Annotated in this window: 11 protein-coding genes, 1 tRNA gene and 1 pseudogene; 7 read left to right on the top strand and 6 right to left on the bottom strand. The window is 51.5% G+C overall.

The genetic code is table 11. The features are described from left to right. Positions 1 to 271 precede the first annotated feature (271 nt). Positions 272 to 2,191: a beta-glucoside-specific PTS transporter subunit IIABC gene (locus tag OI69_RS15005; protein WP_039352069.1), complete on the top strand. Its 1,920-nt coding sequence runs from the start codon at positions 272 to 274 to the stop codon at positions 2,189 to 2,191. Positions 2,192 to 2,300: 109 nt separating this feature from the next. After that, positions 2,301 to 3,131, top strand: coding sequence for a BglG family transcription antiterminator LicT (licT, locus tag OI69_RS15000; RefSeq protein WP_039352066.1), 831 nt, complete (start codon positions 2,301 to 2,303; stop codon positions 3,129 to 3,131). Positions 3,132 to 3,294: 163 nt separating this feature from the next. Here the strand turns inward: licT and OI69_RS14995 are convergent, their stop codons facing one another. Next, positions 3,295 to 4,683: a glycoside hydrolase family 1 protein gene (locus tag OI69_RS14995; RefSeq protein ID WP_039352063.1), complete on the bottom strand. Its 1,389-nt coding sequence runs from the start codon at positions 4,681 to 4,683 to the stop codon at positions 3,295 to 3,297. Here OI69_RS14995 and OI69_RS19435 point away from each other — a divergent pair. Both OI69_RS19435 and OI69_RS14990 read left to right on the top strand, forming a co-directional pair. Next, positions 4,682 to 4,972, top strand: a complete 291-nt coding sequence (locus OI69_RS19435) for a hypothetical protein (RefSeq protein WP_235319698.1) — start codon at positions 4,682 to 4,684, stop codon at positions 4,970 to 4,972. The genes OI69_RS14995 and OI69_RS19435 overlap by 2 nt on opposite strands. Positions 4,973 to 5,389: 417 nt before the next feature. Beyond that, a pseudogene (locus tag OI69_RS14990) lies at positions 5,390 to 9,641 on the top strand (sulfite reductase subunit alpha). A 109-nt stretch (positions 9,642 to 9,750) separates the two neighbouring features. Here OI69_RS14990 and OI69_RS14985 read toward each other — a convergent pair. Further along, positions 9,751 to 10,515: a type 1 glutamine amidotransferase domain-containing protein gene (locus OI69_RS14985; protein ID WP_039352060.1), complete on the bottom strand. Its 765-nt coding sequence runs from the start codon at positions 10,513 to 10,515 to the stop codon at positions 9,751 to 9,753. A gap of 179 nt (positions 10,516 to 10,694) precedes the next feature. Here OI69_RS14985 and OI69_RS14980 point away from each other — a divergent pair, with 179 nt between their 5' ends. Next, positions 10,695 to 11,597 (top strand): LysR family transcriptional regulator, encoded by a 903-nt coding sequence (locus tag OI69_RS14980; protein ID WP_039352057.1) that lies wholly within the window; start codon positions 10,695 to 10,697, stop codon positions 11,595 to 11,597. A 192-nt stretch (positions 11,598 to 11,789) separates the two neighbouring features. On the opposite strand, the gene OI69_RS14975 is transcribed toward OI69_RS14980, so the two are convergent. Then, a tRNA-Ile gene (locus OI69_RS14975) sits at positions 11,790 to 11,865 on the bottom strand. A gap of 140 nt (positions 11,866 to 12,005) precedes the next feature. Here OI69_RS14975 and mug point away from each other — a divergent pair. After that, complete coding sequence (mug, locus tag OI69_RS14970) at positions 12,006 to 12,509, top strand: G/U mismatch-specific DNA glycosylase (protein ID WP_039352054.1); 504 nt, start codon at positions 12,006 to 12,008, stop codon at positions 12,507 to 12,509. 85 nt (positions 12,510 to 12,594) lie between these two features. On the opposite strand, the gene rpoD is transcribed toward mug, so the two are convergent. From rpoD to rpsU, 3 genes are all read right to left on the bottom strand, one after another. Further along, a complete protein-coding gene (gene rpoD, locus OI69_RS14965) occupies positions 12,595 to 14,430 on the bottom strand; it encodes an RNA polymerase sigma factor RpoD (RefSeq protein WP_039352051.1) in 1,836 nt (611 codons plus the stop codon). Positions 14,431 to 14,584: 154 nt separating this feature from the next. Then, positions 14,585 to 16,336, bottom strand: a complete 1,752-nt coding sequence (gene dnaG, locus OI69_RS14960; RefSeq protein WP_039352048.1) for a DNA primase — start codon at positions 16,334 to 16,336, stop codon at positions 14,585 to 14,587. A 153-nt stretch (positions 16,337 to 16,489) separates the two neighbouring features. Then, positions 16,490 to 16,705 carry a 30S ribosomal protein S21 gene (rpsU, locus tag OI69_RS14955; protein WP_001144069.1) on the bottom strand — a complete coding sequence of 72 codons (216 nt, stop codon included), beginning with the start codon at positions 16,703 to 16,705 and terminating at the stop codon, positions 16,490 to 16,492. Between the two features lie 228 nt (positions 16,706 to 16,933). Between rpsU and tsaD the strand changes: the two genes are divergently transcribed. Continuing rightward, positions 16,934 to 17,947, top strand: coding sequence for a tRNA (adenosine(37)-N6)-threonylcarbamoyltransferase complex transferase subunit TsaD (gene tsaD, locus OI69_RS14950; protein ID WP_039352045.1), 1,014 nt, complete (start codon positions 16,934 to 16,936; stop codon positions 17,945 to 17,947). Positions 17,948 to 17,997 lie beyond the last annotated feature (50 nt).

The raw sequence follows: 17,997 nt of genomic DNA, 5'->3' as shown, positions 1-17,997 counted from the left end.
ATATTGCGTTGTAGATGAGGCAATGATTATCTGATGAGTAAAAATTTAGTGACTGTTTTCACAGAATAAAACGTAGAGATAGCTTTCTCCGCGTTAACTTGTTAGAACACGGGAAAGGACGTCACCAGAGTTTTCTGGGCGAGACCTGGGTAAAGCAGCGTGAGGCACGCTGCTTTACCCAGGTTTTTTTTTGCTTGTTTTCCGGTAATCGAGTGCAAGCAGAACAGGGTGTATTGAGCAGTTGCAGCCATTGACGAAACGGGAAGTCATTATGAATAGCAAAGTGCTAGCTGAAAATATTTTGGGGTTGGTAGGAGGGGAGACGAACGTTTCCACTCTGGTTCATTGCGCCACACGCTTACGTTTTAAAATTATTGATCACAGTAAGGTTGATGTCGCTGCGCTGGAAGCCTTAGATGGTGTGATTACCGTTGTTAATGGGTCAGGGCAGTTACAGGTCGTGATTGGCAACCGCGTGCCGGATGTGTACCGCGCTTTTGGCGCGATCTCTAATTTATTGGAAGATCGCGAGGGTAAAAGCCAGGTCGCTATAGACGAAAAATCGACGTCTGTCATGGGACGCTTGATCGATCTGGTTGCGGGGATCTTCACGCCATTACTCGGTGCGATGGCCGCAGCGGGGGTGCTAAAAGGGGCGCTTGCAATTGTGATGGCGCTGGGGTGGATGAATAGCAAAGAAAGCACCTATATCATCCTGCATGCCGCATCAGATAGTTTGTTTTACTTCCTGCCAATGTTGCTGGCGATCACTGCCGCACGGAAATTTGAAACCAACATTTTTGTCGCGGTATCGATTGCCGGTGCGCTGGTGTACCCCACGATCCTAGCGTTGTTTGATGCAGGTCAGCCTGTCACGTTTTTCGGCCTGCCGGTTGTGATGATGAAATACACCTCCTCTGTCATTCCGATTATTTTCAGCGTGTGGTTGATGTCGTACATCGAGCGTTTCCTGAATCGCCATATTCACGAAAGCGTGCGTAATATTTTAACGCCGTTCTTCCTACTGGTGCTGATGGTGCCGTTAACGCTGATGACTATCGGCCCGGTTGGTATTTCAGCCAGTAAGATTATCGCCTCGCTGTTTGTCAGCATTTATGAATTTAACCCCATTATCGCTGGTGCATTGATCGCCGCAGCGTGGCAGGTTCTGGTGATATTCGGTGTGCATTGGGGATTTGTCACGGTATTCATTAATGATATTTCGGTCATGGGACACAGCTATCTCAAAGCGGCATCCAGTCCATCTGTCTTTGCCCAATCTGGCGCATTGCTGGGTGTTATGGTGCGTACCAAAGATAAAAAGCTCAAGGCGTTGGCTGGGAGTTCATTCATCGCTTCACTGTTTGGTATCACGGAACCGGGTGTGTACGGCGTGACATTGAAGCTGAAAAAACCGTTTATCTGTGCCGTTATTGCGGCGGCGTGCGGCGGCGCGATTGCTGGCTATGCGAAAAGCTCAGCCATTTCCATGGGAATGCCTGGCTTGCTGACACTTCCGATCTTCTATGGCGAGGGGTTTATCGGGTTCCTGATTGGTTGTGCTATCGCCTTCATCGTAAGCTTTGTGCTGACTATCGTCGTTGGCTTTGATGATCCAAAACAACCGGCTGAGAAAGCGTCTGCGCCAATTGCTTCACCATCAGCAACGCCTGCGTCGACGGGTCAACAGAACACGCGCTCCACCTCTTCACCTGCTACTGTCACGGCACAAGCGGTTTCGGCGGAACAATTGGGGTCGCCAGCAAAAGGCGAGCTGATTCCGTTGGAAGACGTCAATGATAACGTTTTTTCTTCCGGTGTAGTTGGGCAGGGCGTGGCGATTGTGCCGCAGGAAGGGCGGATTTATTCACCTGTGGATGGTGAGGTAGCCAGCACATTTGACAGTGGTCACGCCATCGGCATCCGTTCTCAACATGGGGCTGAAATCCTGATTCATGTCGGCATTAATACTGTGCAGTTGGAAGGAAAACATTATCATATGTGTGTCGCCGAAGGCGATGAAGTGAAAAAAGGTCAACTGCTGCTGGAATTCGATCTCATTGAGATACAAAAGGCGGGTTACGATATTGTGACCCCCGTTGTGGTAACGAATACTGAGGAATACCGTGAATTCAACCTCAGCACGACACGCCATCAGCAAGTGGGAGACACGATCATCGCGTTGGCATAAAAATAAGGGAAAGGGGGATGAACGTGAATCTCCCGTTTTCGTTATCGATTGACATTAGTCGATTTTTCCATAGACCAGCGCATTCGAACGCTATATTGAGATGACTGTGATGAAAGTTGAAAAAATATTAAGTAATAACGCAGTCTTGTTGATCAATGAAAACCGTGAAGAGATTGTGGCTATCGGACGAGGGATCGGTTTTGGCAAAAAGCAGGGGGATGACATTGATGCCAGTCAGATAGAGAGCCAATTTGTAAAAAGCCGGGGAGGGCTAACCGAGGTATTCTCGCAATTGTTGGCAGAAATTCCCCCCGCGCATTTGGCGGTCACCCAGCAAATTATTACGTTGGCACAACAAAAATTAGCCATCACCGCGCAAGATACCCTGTTTCTGGCATTGAGCGATCACATTAATTTTGCTATTCAGCGTCACTCCAATGGCTTGGAAATAAGAAATTTCTTGTTGTGGGATATCAAGCGGTTTTACGCCAGCGAGTTTCTTGTTGGCATGGAAGCCTTATCTTTGATTAACGATAAATTACATGTTTCACTACCGGAGGATGAAGCCGGTTTTATTGCACTGCATCTGGCTAATGCCAGAAATAATAGCGATATGCAAAGTACCATGCAGAGTGCGACGTTGATAAAAGATATCCTTAGCATTGTGCAATATGATTTAAGAATAAAGTATGATGAAACATCTTTGGATTATCAGAGATTTATCACGCATTTGAAATTTTTCGCATTACGGTTATTGAATCGTGAAGAGATTAACCATAAAGACAACGGTATTTATGAAGGAATAAAAGAGTTAATGCAGGATGCTTATGCGTGTGCCAGGAAAGTATACGATTACGTAGAGATAAATTATGAATGCCAGTTGACAACGGATGAAATTATGTTTTTAACGATTCACATTAATCGATTACGTAAAGATTGAAAGTGATTATCTTGGGTGATAACGTTCACAGAATTACATAATAATTATTGGATTTATGATATTAAATTTACCTTAATACCAAAGGGACATAACTGATTTTATTCAGGCGAGATCCGTTGTATGTAGGTGATTTTTCATCTACACACAACGGTTTTTTTTGGGGTTACAACGATTTCCCGTTGCTGCTAATCACGTCTTGATACCAGTAGAAACTGTCTTTACGCCGACGTTCCAGCGTGCCTTTGCCGTCATCGTCACGATCGACATGAATAAAGCCGTAGCGTTTTGACATCTGCGCCGTGCCTGCGCTCACCAGATCGATCGGCCCCCAACTGGTATAGCCCAGCAGCTCAACGCCATCGTCAATGGCTTCCCGCACCTGAATCAGATGGCGGCGCAGGTAATCAATGCGGTAGCTGTCATGAATACTGCCGTCCTCTTCCACCACATCACGCGCACCCAGCCCATTTTCTACAATGAACAGCGGCTTCTGATAACGGTCATACAGCTCGTTCAACAGGAAGCGCAAGCCTTCGGGGTCGATCTGCCAGCCCCATTCGGACGCCTCAAGATGCGGGTTAGGGATCAGGCGGATGATATTACCGCGTGAGGACTGATATTTTTCCGGTTCGAAGGTCGCGCAGCCGCTCATGTAATAGCTGAAGGAGACAAAATCTACGGTGTGACTCAGATCGGCTTTGTCCTGTGCGGTGATCGTGAGTTCGACGCCATTTTCCCGGAAATAACGCTGGATCCAGGCCGGATAGGTGCCGCGTACCTGTACATCGCCGAAGAACAGCCATTCACGGTTTTTGTTCTGCGCTTCCAGCACGTCTTTCGGGTGGCAGGTCATGGGGTAGCGCACTGCGCCCAGCAGCATGTTGCCGATTTTGGCATCAGGGATGATGTCGTGGCAGGCTTTTACCGCTCGTGCGCTGGCAACCAGTTGGTGGTGGATAGCCTGATAAATCTCTTGCTTTGACGGCTCGCCGCTCAGCCCGATGCCGGTAAAGGGGGAATGCAGCGCCATGTTGATTTCATTGAAGGTCAGCCAGTATTTCACTTTGTCTTTGTAGCGGCTGAAGACGGTGCGAGCGTAGTGCTCAAAATGGTCGATAACGGCGCGGTTGCCCCAGCCTCCCAGCTTTTTCACCAGACCGTAAGGCATTTCATAGTGCGACAGCGTAATCAGCGGCTGGATCTGATACTTCGCCATTTCATCGAACAGACGATCGTAGAAAGCCAGACCGGCTTCACAGGGTTCCGTTTCATCGCCTGCGGGATAAATGCGCGTCCAGGCAATCGAGGTGCGCAAGACCTTGAATCCCATTTCAGCGAACAGTTGGATATCCTGCGGATAGTGATGATAAAAATCGATTGCCCGATCTTTTATGCAGCTCATGCCTTCATCGCGTTCGGTCACCGGACCATGCACGCCCTTTAGCTGAAGATCGGAGGTGGAGACGCCTTTACCGTCTTCGTTCCATGCCCCTTCAACCTGATTTGCTGCAACTGAACCGCCCCATAAAAATCCCTCGGGGAATGCTTTCATGGTATTTCTCCTCATCGTTTTCGACATCATTACGTTGCGCTGGACGGTGGCCCTACGCTGTCGCGCAGGAAATCGCCAAGTGGCAGGCAAAAAAAAACTTGGGCAGAAGAGAGTAGTACCACTCACCTCTGCCCAAGTCTCGCCCGCCATTGGCGGTAACGTCTTATTGAAACACTATACAACCCTGAATCTCTGCGGCAATGCCCCTGTTTGGTTATGTGATTTCGGTCACGACATCTCTGTTTCCCCCACATTAAGCCAGCCGAATCTGTCGGTGCTATCGCAATAAACCATCAGTAGCAGTTGAACCAGAAATGCACCGCCGCCTTCTTATCCTGCACCACCGTGATGCAACGATGTGCGTAAAAACTCCCTGATTTTACGTTTCTCTGCGCTATATCTGACTATGTATAACGGTGGCACGCAACTTGCTTCTCAACGGTATAGCGATTCTGCGGCTTTGTCTCAACGGTGAGCAAAGTCGCGGTCGGACAACGGCGTCCACACAATCATGCTTTTCGCACAATCGCGAGAGCAGGGTTTTGTGGACGTTTTTTTTATGGCGTGTCATCCCTGGCCGCCACCCTTATGGGCCGTTGCTAACGTAACGTTAAAAATTTCTCCCGGAAATTTTTTATGCCTGAATTCGCCCGGTACGGCCCTTCTTTTGGCGGCTGTTGCAACTTAGTTCTACGGGAGTCAGTCAATGGATACCACCTCCTCAGCGTGTGTAAAGAGCGTTTGCCCCTACTGTGGGGTCGGTTGCGGCGTGGTGATGGAGGTAAAAGACAATCGCGTGATCAAGGTGTCAGGCGACAAAACGCATCCCACCAATTTTGGTCGACTCTGCACCAAGGGCAATACGTGCAGTCAGGCGCTCGCTGAATCAGGGCGACTGGAGAATGCCTATCTACGGGCCGATCGGCAGCACGAATCGGTCAGGGTTGATATGGATAAAGCCATCAAAGAAACCGCGCGGCGGCTACGGACTATTATTGATTCCCACGGGCCTGATGCGGTGTCGCTTTACGTCTCCGGTCAGATGTCGCTGGAATCTCAATATCTGGCGAACAAGCTCGCCAAGGGGTTTATCGGCACGAACAACATTGAGTCAAACTCACGCCTGTGTATGGCCAGCGCGGGTAGCGGCTACAAGCTCTCTTTAGGGTCAGACGGCCCGCCTGGCTCCTATCAAGACTTTGACCACGCCGACGTCTTTTTCGTCATTGGCGCGAACATGGCCGATTGCCACCCGATCCTGTTTCTGCGCATGATGGATCGCGTCAAAGCCGGCGCTAAGCTCATCGTGGTTGACCCGCGCCGTAATGCCACAGCAGACAAAGCGAACCTGTTTCTGCAAATCAAGCCTGGAACGGATTTGGCTTTGCTCAATGGCCTGCTGTACCTGCTTGTTCAGAATGGACACACCGATCCCGCTTTTATCGCCGAGTTCACCGAAGGGTGGGAAGCGATGCCTGAATTCCTTGAGGATTATCCCCCGGAGAAAGTCGCAGAGATCACCGGGTTGCCGGAGGCCGACATCCGCAAGGCGGCGGAATGGATAGGTACGGCGGCGGAGTGGATGAGTTGCTGGACGATGGGGCTGAATCAAAGTACGCATGGCACCTGGAATACCAACGCGATCTGTAACCTGCACTTAGCCACTGGCGCGATTTGCCGTACGGGAAGCGGCCCGTTTTCCCTGACCGGGCAGCCCAATGCGATGGGCGGGCGCGAAATGGGCTATATGGGGATGGGGCTACCGGGGCAGCGCTCTGTGCTGGTAGAGAAAGATCGTGCGGCCATCGAGGCTATCTGGGGCGTTCCTGCCGGCACATTGCGCACGGAGCTTGGCGGCGGCACTGTCGCCATGTTTGAGGACATGATGGCGGGCAAGATCAAAGCGTGCTGGATCATCTGTACGAATCCGGTCGCCACGGTTCCTAATCGCAATAACGTGATTGCCGGGCTGCAAGCGGCTGAATTGGTCATTACGCAGGATGCGTTTCTCGATACCGAAACCAACCGCTACGCCGATATCCTGCTGCCCGGCGCGCTGTGGGCGGAAGCGGCAGGCGTGATGATTAACTCCGAACGAAATTTGACGCTGATGCAGAAAGCGGTTGAACCGCCTGGAGAGGCGATGCCTGATTGGCAAATCATCGCCAGCGTCGCCTGTGAAATGGGCTATGCACAGGGATTTAGCTACAATTCCGCATCCGACGTTTTTGAAGAGATTAAGCAGTTTTGGAACCCCAAGACGGGCTACGACATACGTGGCGTCAGCTATGAACGCTTGCAACACTCTCCCTTGCAGTGGCCTTGTCCCCCTGATGATCACCACGATCGTCACCCCATTCGCTACCTCAACAACGGCGTGAGTCAAACGCTAAAAACGTCACCAGACGGCACGCAGCCGCGTCTGGTTTTTGCGACGGAGAGCGGTAAAGCGGTATTCCTCCCCCGACCACATCTGTCGCCCGCTGAAATGCCGGATGACGACTTTACGTTTGTGCTGAATACCGGTCGCTTGCAGCACCAGTGGCACACGATGACGAAAACCGGAAAGATCCCGACGCTTAACAAGCTCAATCCCGGCCCGTTTATCGAAGTGCATCCCGAAGATGCCATTACGCTCGGTATTCAGGATAAGGATCGGGTGGAAATCCGATCGCGCCGTGGGCGTGCGGTACTGCCCGCCGTGGTGACCAATCGGGTTCGCCCAGGAAACTGTTTTGCACCGTTTCACTGGAATGACGTTTTTGGTGACGATCTGGCGATTAACGCTGTCACCAGCGATGCCATTGATCCGATTTCCCAACAGCCTGAATTCAAATTCTCTGCGGTAGCGTTGGCGCGGATCGCTGAACCCGTAGCATCTATTCCTCCTGAGCGGAACAGCCACTCAGCGGCTGTTCCGATACGGGAACAGCCACTCAGCGGCTGTTCCCGTATCGGAACAGGCCGCGGCGGATACGCCGAACCACGACATCAAGGAACTCGACATGAAACACATTGATGCACTGGCCACGCTGCTTGGCCTTGATGCCCTTCCGGCTGTGACGCTGAGCGCGCACGAACAGCATTATCTGCAAGGTTATATCGCGGCACTGCGTACTGATGCATCACGACTGGCGGGCGGCGTGCCGGTTTTGCCCGCCACGGCACCCATGGAACCCGCCAGACGCCTGATGCTTGATGGCATGCTGGCGGGGCTGTTTGCCCGAACGTGGTTGCCCGGTGACGGTATCACGTTGCTGCCCGTGCCTTCTCACCAGATGGCGGCGGAGACCACGCCATCACTGCCACCGGTGTTGATTTTATGGGCATCATCGACCGGTAATGCGGAAAGTTTTGCGGCACAGTGCGCCGCACGCCTGAAGACTGCGGGGCATACCGTTAGCCTGTCTGATATGGACAGCTTCAACAGTGCCAATCTGCCTGCAACGCCGCGCGTACTCTTTATCGCCAGCACGTTTGGCGACGGCGATCCGCCCGACAATGGCGCAAATTTCTGGCTGGCATTACAGGCGGAGGCCGCCCCCAAACTGGCTGAAATGGCGTTCTCCGTACTGGCATTCGGCGATTCAAACTACGATCAGTTTTGCGGTTTTGGCCGTCGGCTTGATGCGCGACTGGAGGTGTTGGGCGCGCAGCGTCTGTCAGCGCGCATCGACTGTGAGCCTGACTATCAGGAGGCGGCAAGCGTCTGGCTGGACAGCGTGGTCACCGCGCTGGCAGGCACACCTACGCCAATCGCCAGTAAGGTGATGACAGCGGTGCTTGCTGATGGAAATGAAGAATGCAGTGTGGCACCAGCCGTGATTTCGGCTCCTCTTTTCAACCGAAATGCGCCTTTGCCGGCGCGCCTTGTCCTCAATCAACTGCTGAATGCGCCCGGCGCAGAGAAAGAAACCCGACAATTCGCGTTTGATATCTCCGGCAGCGATATGTGCTATGAGGCGGGCGATGCGCTCGGCATCTGGCCGACTAACAGCCCTGAGCTGGTGAGCGAGATGCTCTCTGTGCTCAAACTCTCACCTTCTACGGTGGTGAACGTCAACGATAAAGGCGATATGCCACTGGCCGAGGCGTTATCCCAGCATGTCGAGATTGCGCGCATTACGCCGGAGATCTTGCAATTTATCAGCGCTCGATCGGGCCATCCTATGCTGGCCGACCTGTTAAAAGAGGAACGTAAGGAGGAACTCAAACAGTGGCTGTGGGGACGGCAGGTTGTCGATGTGCTACAGGCGTTTCCGATTCAGGTTCAGGCTGACGAATGGTTAGCCGTGCTCAAACGTATTCAGCCGCGTTTGTACTCGATCTCGTCCAGCCCGAACGTCACCCCCAATCAGATCCACCTGACCGTTTCGACGGTGCGCTATGGTGCTGAGGGGAAAGCACGCGGCGGGGTGTGTTCCACCTTTCTGGCCGACCGCGCAGCCGAGTCGGTGGCGGTGCCTATTTTTATTCAGAAGTCAGCCCATTTCCGCACGCCCAAACACCCGGATACGCCGCTCATCATGGTCGGGGCGGGCACGGGGATCGCACCTTTCCGGGCTTTTCTACAAGAGCGTCGGGCGACAGGAGCACAGGGTAAAAATTGGCTATTCTTTGGCGAACAGCGTGCCGAGACTGATTTTTACTATCGCGAGGAGTTGGCGTCGCTGCAACGCGACGGTTATCTGCATCGGTTTGATACCGCTTTCTCGCGTGACCAACGCGAAAAAATTTATGTTCAGCACCGCATGAGTGAGCAGGGCGCTGAGCTGTGGCGTTGGCTGGAGGCCGGTGCGCATTTCTACGTGTGTGGCGATGCGAGTCGTATGGCGAAAGATGTCGATTCGGCGCTGCGGCAGGTGGTGCAGGTTCACGGGAATATGAGCGGTGAAGCGGCGGCGGCTTATATTGCAAAAATGGCGCAGGACAAACGCTATGTCCGTGATGTGTATTGAGTTCGCTAGCGTTTTTTGCTGGTATCAGGGCATCGCCTGATGTGTGACATGATGCTTGAAGTGGCTGCGTTAGGTGTTTTACCACCTAACGCAGTGGATAATGCGGTGATTACGCTTTCGTTTGCAGAGCTTTGACAACCGCTTCGCCGAGTGCTTTGGCGGATGCTGGGTTTTGGCCCGTGATCAGTCTTCCATCTACGACGACTTTATTTTCAAAAATCGGGGCTTCTTCGAATTTTGCGCCATCTTTTTTCAGCGCAGCTTCGAGTTCAAACGGAACGATCTTGTCGTAATGGCGGAACGCTTCTTCCTCTGCGGTAAATCCAGTCAGGTGGCGGTCTTTAATCAACAATTGACCATTGCTGAGCTTCACATTCAGCAGACCTGCCGGACCGTGGCAGACAGCACTGATAATTTTGTTGTTTTCGTACATAGTACGAACGATGTTGATCAATTCAGGATTGTTGGCAAAATCCCACATTGGTCCGTGTCCACCAACCAGCAGGATGGCGGTGTATTTTGTTGGATCAACTTTGTTGAGCGGGATCGAATTCGCCAGTTTGTTACGATGCTCCGGGTTAGTCCAGAAATCCAGATTCGCCTGATCTTTGAGATCGAAGCCGTCAAACGGAGGCATTCCACCTTTCGGGCTGGCGATATCGTAATCCAGTCCGACGTGATCGAAGACTTCAACCGGGTGGGTCAGTTCTGGAAACCAAAAACCGCCAACCAACTCTGGCGTTTTTTTATCCAGACTAGAAACGACAACCAAAACCTTATCCGATTTCAGCTTATCCTGGGCGAAAACAGGGGATGATGCAGCAAATACAGCGACAGCGGCGATGAGGCCAGTACAGTATTTTATTATTGACATTCTATTGCTCCTTACACAGGTGATGTGGCTGTTACTATATCTGTGATAACTGTTTGAAAATAGACGGTAAGAATAGAACATATTGTTTAAAAAAACGGTGTAATGATTTTTATTAACGCGAGAAACTATTGTAAAGTGAGTTAATTACCCACGGTACGACATCAATGTGAGGAACACAGATGGGGCAACCCGATAGCTTTGAAGGATTATCAGAATTTCTGGCAATTTCTAAGCGGTTGAGTATCCGTAAAGCGGCACTTGATCTGGGTAAGACGCCGGGTTCTGTCAGTCTGACGCTCCAGAAACTTGAGCATCGCCTCGGTGTCCCACTTTTCCATCGCACCACGCGCAAAATGGCGTTGACGGAAGCCGGAGAACATCTGTTGCAGAGGATTGGACCCGCAGCACAGGTGATTACCACCGGTTTTGAAGATGTTGCGCAATCGGCAAAAGAGCCGTCAGGGACACTAAAATTGCTGGTGGAACGCTTAGCGCTTCCTCATGTCATTGAGCCTCTCATGCCTGCATTCCGCCAAGCCTGGCCGAATTTGAATGTCGATATCACGGTGAACAACCGGCACGATGATTTCGTTTCTGGGGGTTATGATGCGGGCATCATGATTGGGTCATATATCGAACAGGATATGATCGCGATACGGCTTTCTCCGCCCTTTAAGTGGGCGGTATTTGGTTCACCGGAATATTTTAAAACGTACGGCAAACCGCAAGTCACCAGCGATCTGGTACACCACGAGTGCATTCGCTTTCGACGTCCTGAAAAGGGCGATATTTATCGCTGGGAATTTATCGAAAATAAAGAAAACGTCAGAATTGAGCCAACGGGCACGATTACCGTTAATGATGGAGAACTGATGCGTAGCCTCGCGGTTAGAGGCGTCGGGTTGATTTACTCATCTGTGTTTCATACTTCACGTGAGCTGGCAAATGGCACGCTGGAAGCCGCACTACTCGATCTCTCGCCAGGAAACGACGGCCTCTTTCTCTATTTTTCCAGAGCCATGAGAAACCAACCTAAACTGCGTGCGTTTATTGATGTGTGTTCGCAGGTCATTAAGACGTGAGTGAATAGACTCAACACGTTTGCCAGTATTTCGAGGTATAGGAAACTGAGGCGGTTTTACACTCTTGCGCTGTAAATAGCGAGTGTGTCTTCTGTGGACTGGAGACGGTGACGGCTAACTCTTTCTGATAACGATAAACAGCAGCCCAAAAAATAAAGGAGCGGCGTGATTAACGCAACTCCTTGATATATCTGGTGGCCCCTGCTGGACTTGAACCAGCGACCAAGCGATTATGAGTCGCCTGCTCTAACCACTGAGCTAAGGGGCCGAATGGGCGCTGATTATACGGCAATGTGCGGGGGAAGGTCTATAGGCTATCTGTCGGATGGTGGTTTTATATTCAAGATAGCTTGTTGTTATTCTTATCAGAATTTACGATGGGTATCATTAACGGCAATAGGGAAAGACATGATTACCGATATTCTGGCACCGCATCTCCAGGTGGTTTTCTGCGGCATTAACCCCGGGCTGTCGACGGCTCATCATGGTTACCACTTCGCGAATCCCAGTAACCGCTTCTGGAAAGTGATTCATCAGGCGGGCTTTACTGAACGCTTACTGGCGCCTGCGGAAGAGCAGCATCTGCTGGATACCGGATGCGGTATCACCATGCTGGTGGAGCGTCCCACGGTTGAAGCTACCGAACTGGGGCGCGATGAGCTGTTGCAGGGCGGGAATGCGATTAGTGAGAAGATGACGCGTTATCAGCCGCGTGCGCTGGCCGTGTTGGGGAAGCAGGCATTCAGTCAGGCGTTTGGCATCAAGAAGGTTTCGTGGGGGCGTCAGGCGTTGCGCATTGGCGAGACCCAGGTTTGGGTACTGCCCAACCCTAGTGGATTGAATCGTGCGACAGTTGAGTCGCTGGTGGCGTCGTATCAGGAACTGTATCAGGCGTTGAAGGGTAATCTATAAATTCTGGTTGGGTGTTCTGACAAGCAAAAAATAACCCCGGCGAACCAGGGTTATTTCTCGTGGAGTGGATTAGCTAAGAGATGAATTAATCATCCAGGAAGCTACGCAGCACTTCGGAACGGCTTGGGTGGCGCAGTTTACGCAGCGCTTTCGCTTCGATCTGACGAATACGTTCACGCGTAACGTCAAACTGTTTGCCCACTTCTTCCAGCGTATGATCGGTGTTCATATCGATACCGAAACGCATGCGCAGAACTTTTGCTTCACGCGCGGTCAGGCCAGCCAGTACGTCGTGTGTCGCAGAGCGCAGGCTTTCCGACGTGGCGGAGTCCAGCGGCAGCTCCAGCGTCGTATCTTCGATGAAATCGCCCAAATGTGAATCTTCATCATCACCAATCGGGGTTTCCATTGAGATTGGCTCTTTGGCGATTTTCAGCACTTTACGGATTTTGTCTTCCGGCATCAGCATACGTTCAGCCAGTTCTTCCGGCGTTGGTTCGCGACCCATTTCCTGCAACATCTGACGAGAGATACGGTTCAGCTTGTTGATCGTCTCAATCATGTGTACCGGAATACGGATAGTACGAGCCTGATCGGCGATAGAACGGGTGATTGCCTGACGGATCCACCAGGTGGCATAGGTCGAGAATTTATAACCACGGCGATATTCGAACTTATCTACCGCTTTCATCAGACCGATGTTGCCTTCCTGAATTAGGTCGAGGAACTGCAAACCGCGGTTGGTGTATTTCTTCGCGATAGAAATAACCAGACGCAGGTTGGCTTCCACCATTTCTTTTTTGGCGCGACGCGCTTTCGCTTCACCAATCGACATACGGCGGTTGATGTCTTTAACCTGTTCGATCGTCAGACCGGTTTCTTCTTCGATCTGCTGTAGCTTTTGCAGGCTGCGGGTGACGTCTTCTTCAACATCATTCAGCTTTTCAGACCAGGGTTTGCCCATTGCGACCGCTGCTGCAAACCAGGTGCTGTTGGTTTCATTGCCAGTGAACATGGTGACGAAGTTTTTCTTCGGCATTTTGCACTGTTCAACGCACAATTTGATGATCAAACGTTCCTGAGTACGAACGCGATCCATCATAGAGCGCATACTGTTAACCAGGAAATCGAACTGTTTCGGCACCAGGCGGAACTGTTTGAAGACTTCAGACAGGTTGAGAATTTCCTGTGCTGCCAGCGCATGGCTACGGCCATGGGCTTTGATCACCTGACGCGTTGTTTCATATTGCTCACGCAGTTCGGTGAACTTCTCACGCGCCAGTTCAGGATCGATGCTGTTGTCGTCTTCTTCTTCCTCGTCATCGTCTTCCTCGTCATCGTCGTCCATCTCTTCACTTGAAAGCTCGGAACCAACGTGAGTCGCGGTAGGGGCAATATCCTCTTCCGCATTAGGATCGACGAAACCGGTGATCAGATCGGACAAACGGCTTTCGCCTGCTTCGACGCGATCGTATTGTTCCAGCAGATAGGTAATGGCTTCAGGATACTCCGCGACAGAGCACTGAACCTGATTGATGCCGTCTTCAATACGTTTGGCGATATCGATCTCGCCTTCACGCGTTAACAGCTCAACCGTACCCATTTCACGCATGTACATGCGAACCGGATCGGTGGTGCGACCAATTTCCGACTCAACACTGGATAGAACCTGCGCAGCAGCCTCTGCCGCATCTTCATCGGCATCATTGGTGTTTTCGGCCAGCAACAGATCGTCAGCATCCGGGGCTTCTTCCATCACCTGGATGCCCATGTCGTTAATCATCTGGATGATATCTTCGATCTGATCCGAGTCGATGATATCTTCCGGCAGATGGTCATTGACCTCAGCATAGGTCAGGTAGCCTTGCTCCTTACCACGGGTGACAAGCAGCTTTAGCTGTGACTGCGGGTTTTGCTCCATAAGACGGTATCCACACTTCAGAGTATTTGGGTTGGTGTCGGTCAGCGTAGTTCGCTAACAATAGCATTAGGGGTATTTTTCTTATCGCCGCGGCCCCTGTAGCGGCTCTTTGCAGGGCTCAACCCTGCTATTTATCGGCAATTAAGCCTCTGTATTAGTGTTTTCTGGTCAGCGCCAGTTGCAACGACCAAAGCTCTTTTTTTTCTTTGGCGTTCAGCCCATGCGTTCTGTCACGGGCAATCAATGTTTCTTGTCGCTGTTTCAATAGTTGATCGTAGAGCTCTGTCAGACTGATTCTGAATTTCTCGTCAAGCTCTTCCTCTACGATCATATGGTTCCATACCGCGATGGTTTCAAGCTGTTTATAGTATGGGCTGTCGCGATATTGTTCCAACAGTAGAGCCATACTCATGCCCGGACTGGTATTGCAGGTTTTCACCAAATCTTGAAACAGCGATAAACCAGCAACTTTGTCCTGCTCAATACCTTCCAGCGCGAGATCGGGAACCTCTGCTGCCAGCCTTGGGTTTTGCACTAAAAGCCCTATAAGTATACGCATAGTTGTGACTTTTAGTTGTGGCGTTTGGTAAGACGTCTCCAGCTCTGCGGCTTTGGGCAGCAGTCTGTCCAGTTGGCTGTCATCCAAAATACCTAGCTTGTTACCCAATTGCTGACGTAAGTACAGCCGCTGTGTTTCCCCCGGCACTTGACCAATCAGCGGCATCGCCAGGATACCAAGTTTGGTTCGACCATCAGCAGAACTCATATCCACCTGCTGTTGCAGTGTTTCAAACAGAAACTGCGACAGTGGCTGAGCTTGCCCCATGCGTTGTTCAAATACGGCTTTGCCCTCTTTACGCACCAGCGTGTCGGGATCTTCACCGTCCGGCAGGAACATAAAACGTAGCTGGCGACCATCATTCAAATAGGGTAGCGCAGTTTCCAACGCACGCCATGCTGCTTCGCGTCCTGCACGATCTCCGTCGTAACAACACACCACCTGATCTGTGGCACGAAATAGTAACTGAATGTGTTCGGCAGTGGTGGACGTCCCCAAAGAAGCCACCGCATAATCAATACCAAACTGTGCCAGCGCCACTACATCCATATAGCCTTCAACAACCAAGAGTCGTTTGAGATCTTTATGGCTTTGCTGCGCTTCATACAGGCCGTACAACTGACGGCCTTTATGGAAAATACCGGTTTCCGGCGAGTTCAGATACTTTGGCGTATCGTTACCTAACACGCGTCCACCGAAGGCAATCACTCGCCCGCGCTTATCGCGGATGGGGAACATCACGCGCTCGCGGAAGCGGTCGTACGTTCGGCCTTGATCGTTAGTCACCAGCATGCCGACATCGTTCAATGCCATGCGAGCATTACCTTCGCCAAACCGCTTGAGAACGTTGTCCCAGCCGGACGGGGCGAAGCCAATTGCGAAATGACTGATAACCTCTGCACTTAAACCGCGCTGTTGCAGATACTGCAACGCGGGAGCACCGACGGAATGGCGCAGCGCTTGTTGATAAAACGCACTGATTTGCCCCATCAGCTCGTACTGATTGTGCCGTTGGTGAATTTCTTGCTTGGTTGGGCCGGTGCCAGTTTCATAAGGCACTTCAAGGCCGTGCATCGTCGCCAGTTCTTCAATGGTTTCAACGAATTCGAGACGATCGTAATTCATCAAAAAATCAATGGCAGTGCCGTGTGCGCCACAGCCAAAACAGTGATAGAACTGTTTGTCACCGTTTACGGTGAATGAGGGGGTTTTTTCGTGATGGAACGGACAGCACGCATGAAAATTTTTGCCCTGCTTTTTCAGTTTGACACGCGCGTCAATGAGATCGACGATGTCGGTGCGAGCGAGCAGATCATTAATAAATACGCGTGGGATTCGTCCAGCCATAAGCCCCTGGTGTATACCTTTATGTAACGTGGTTACATTGGATATGCTTATAAACGACAACAAGCCGCGCTTCCTTACGGAAAGCACGGCCTTCGTATGCAACTGCTAAGTCTGCGGATTAATCACGCGTTGGAGGGAAAACCCTCCTGAAAATTAATACAGACGAGTGCGGCGTGCGTTTTCTCGAGCCAATTTCTTCGCATGACGTTTCACTGCGGAAGCTTTAGCGCGCTTACGTTCAGTCGTTGGTTTTTCATAAAACTCACGACGACGAACTTCAGCCAGAACGCCCGCTTTTTCGCAGGAACGTTTGAAGCGACGCAGAGCTACGTCGAACGGCTCGTTTTCACGTACTTTAATTACCGGCATGTGCCTCTCACCTCAATAAATTCGGTTTGCCGCTGGCCTTGTGCCAGCCTTTTCAAAATGGTGCGGAATTCTACTGCAAACGTGACGCCTTTGTAAAGCATTGCGGTGATCATAAAACACCCAACCGCGGCCAGCGCAGAAATCAGGCCGATTATGGTAGACTATCCGCAGTTTGAAGCAAGCGGCATTTAACGCACGCTTGTCTCGTCACCAACGTTAGGAATAGCAATGCGCGTATTGGGTATCGAAACATCTTGTGATGAAACCGGCGTAGCCATTTATGACACAGAGGCCGGCTTGCTCGCGAATCAGCTATACAGTCAGGTCAAATTACATGCTGATTATGGTGGTGTCGTGCCGGAACTCGCCTCACGCGACCACGTACGCAAAACGGTTCCGTTGATTCAGGCGGCGCTACGTGAAGCCGGGCTACAGGCTGGCGATATCGATGGTGTAGCTTATACCGCTGGCCCAGGTTTGGTTGGGGCGCTATTGGTGGGGGCGACAGTAGGCCGGTCGTTGGCATTTGCCTGGGATGTGCCGGCGATTCCTGTACACCATATGGAAGGACATTTACTGGCGCCGATGCTGGAAGATAATCCCCCTGCGTTTCCCTTTGTGGCGTTGTTGGTGTCTGGTGGTCATACGCAGCTTATCAGCGTGACGGGCATTGGTGAGTACCGTTTGCTGGGCGAGTCGATTGATGATGCGGCAGGGGAAGCGTTTGATAAAACGGCGAAGCTGCTGGGGTTGGATTATCCCGGTGGCCCGATGTTGTCGAAAATGGCGCAGGCGGGTGATGCTCAACGCTTTACGTTTCCGCGTCCGATGACCGATCGTCCTGGGCTGGATTTCAGTTTTTCCGGTTTAAAAACGTTTGCTGCCAATACGATTCGCAGCAACGGCGACGATGCGCAAACGCGTGCTGATATTGCTCGTGCGTTTGAAGATGCCGTGGTGGATACGCTGGCGATCAAATGTCGTCGGGCGCTGGATGAAACGGGTTTTAAACGGCTGGTTATGGCTGGCGGTGTGAGCGCTAACCGGACGTTGCGCCAGCGCTTAGGTGAAGTGATGGCGAAACGCGGTGGTGAAGTGTTTTACGCGCGACCTGAATTCTGTACGGATAATGGTGCGATGATTGCCTATGCGGGCAGTGTGCGTCTGGCTCATGGCGCGAGTCAAACGCTGGGGGTATCCGTTCGTCCACGTTGGCCGCTGGCTGAATTACCTGCGGTGTGAGCATTGGGGCGATAATCGCTACGTGTAGCTGCTCTACTCGTAGCGAGAAA

The organism is Pectobacterium fontis, from assembly GCF_000803215.1.
GTDB lineage: Bacteria > Pseudomonadota > Gammaproteobacteria > Enterobacterales > Enterobacteriaceae > Pectobacterium > Pectobacterium fontis.
This window is presented reverse-complemented; position numbering and strand designations above follow the sequence as displayed.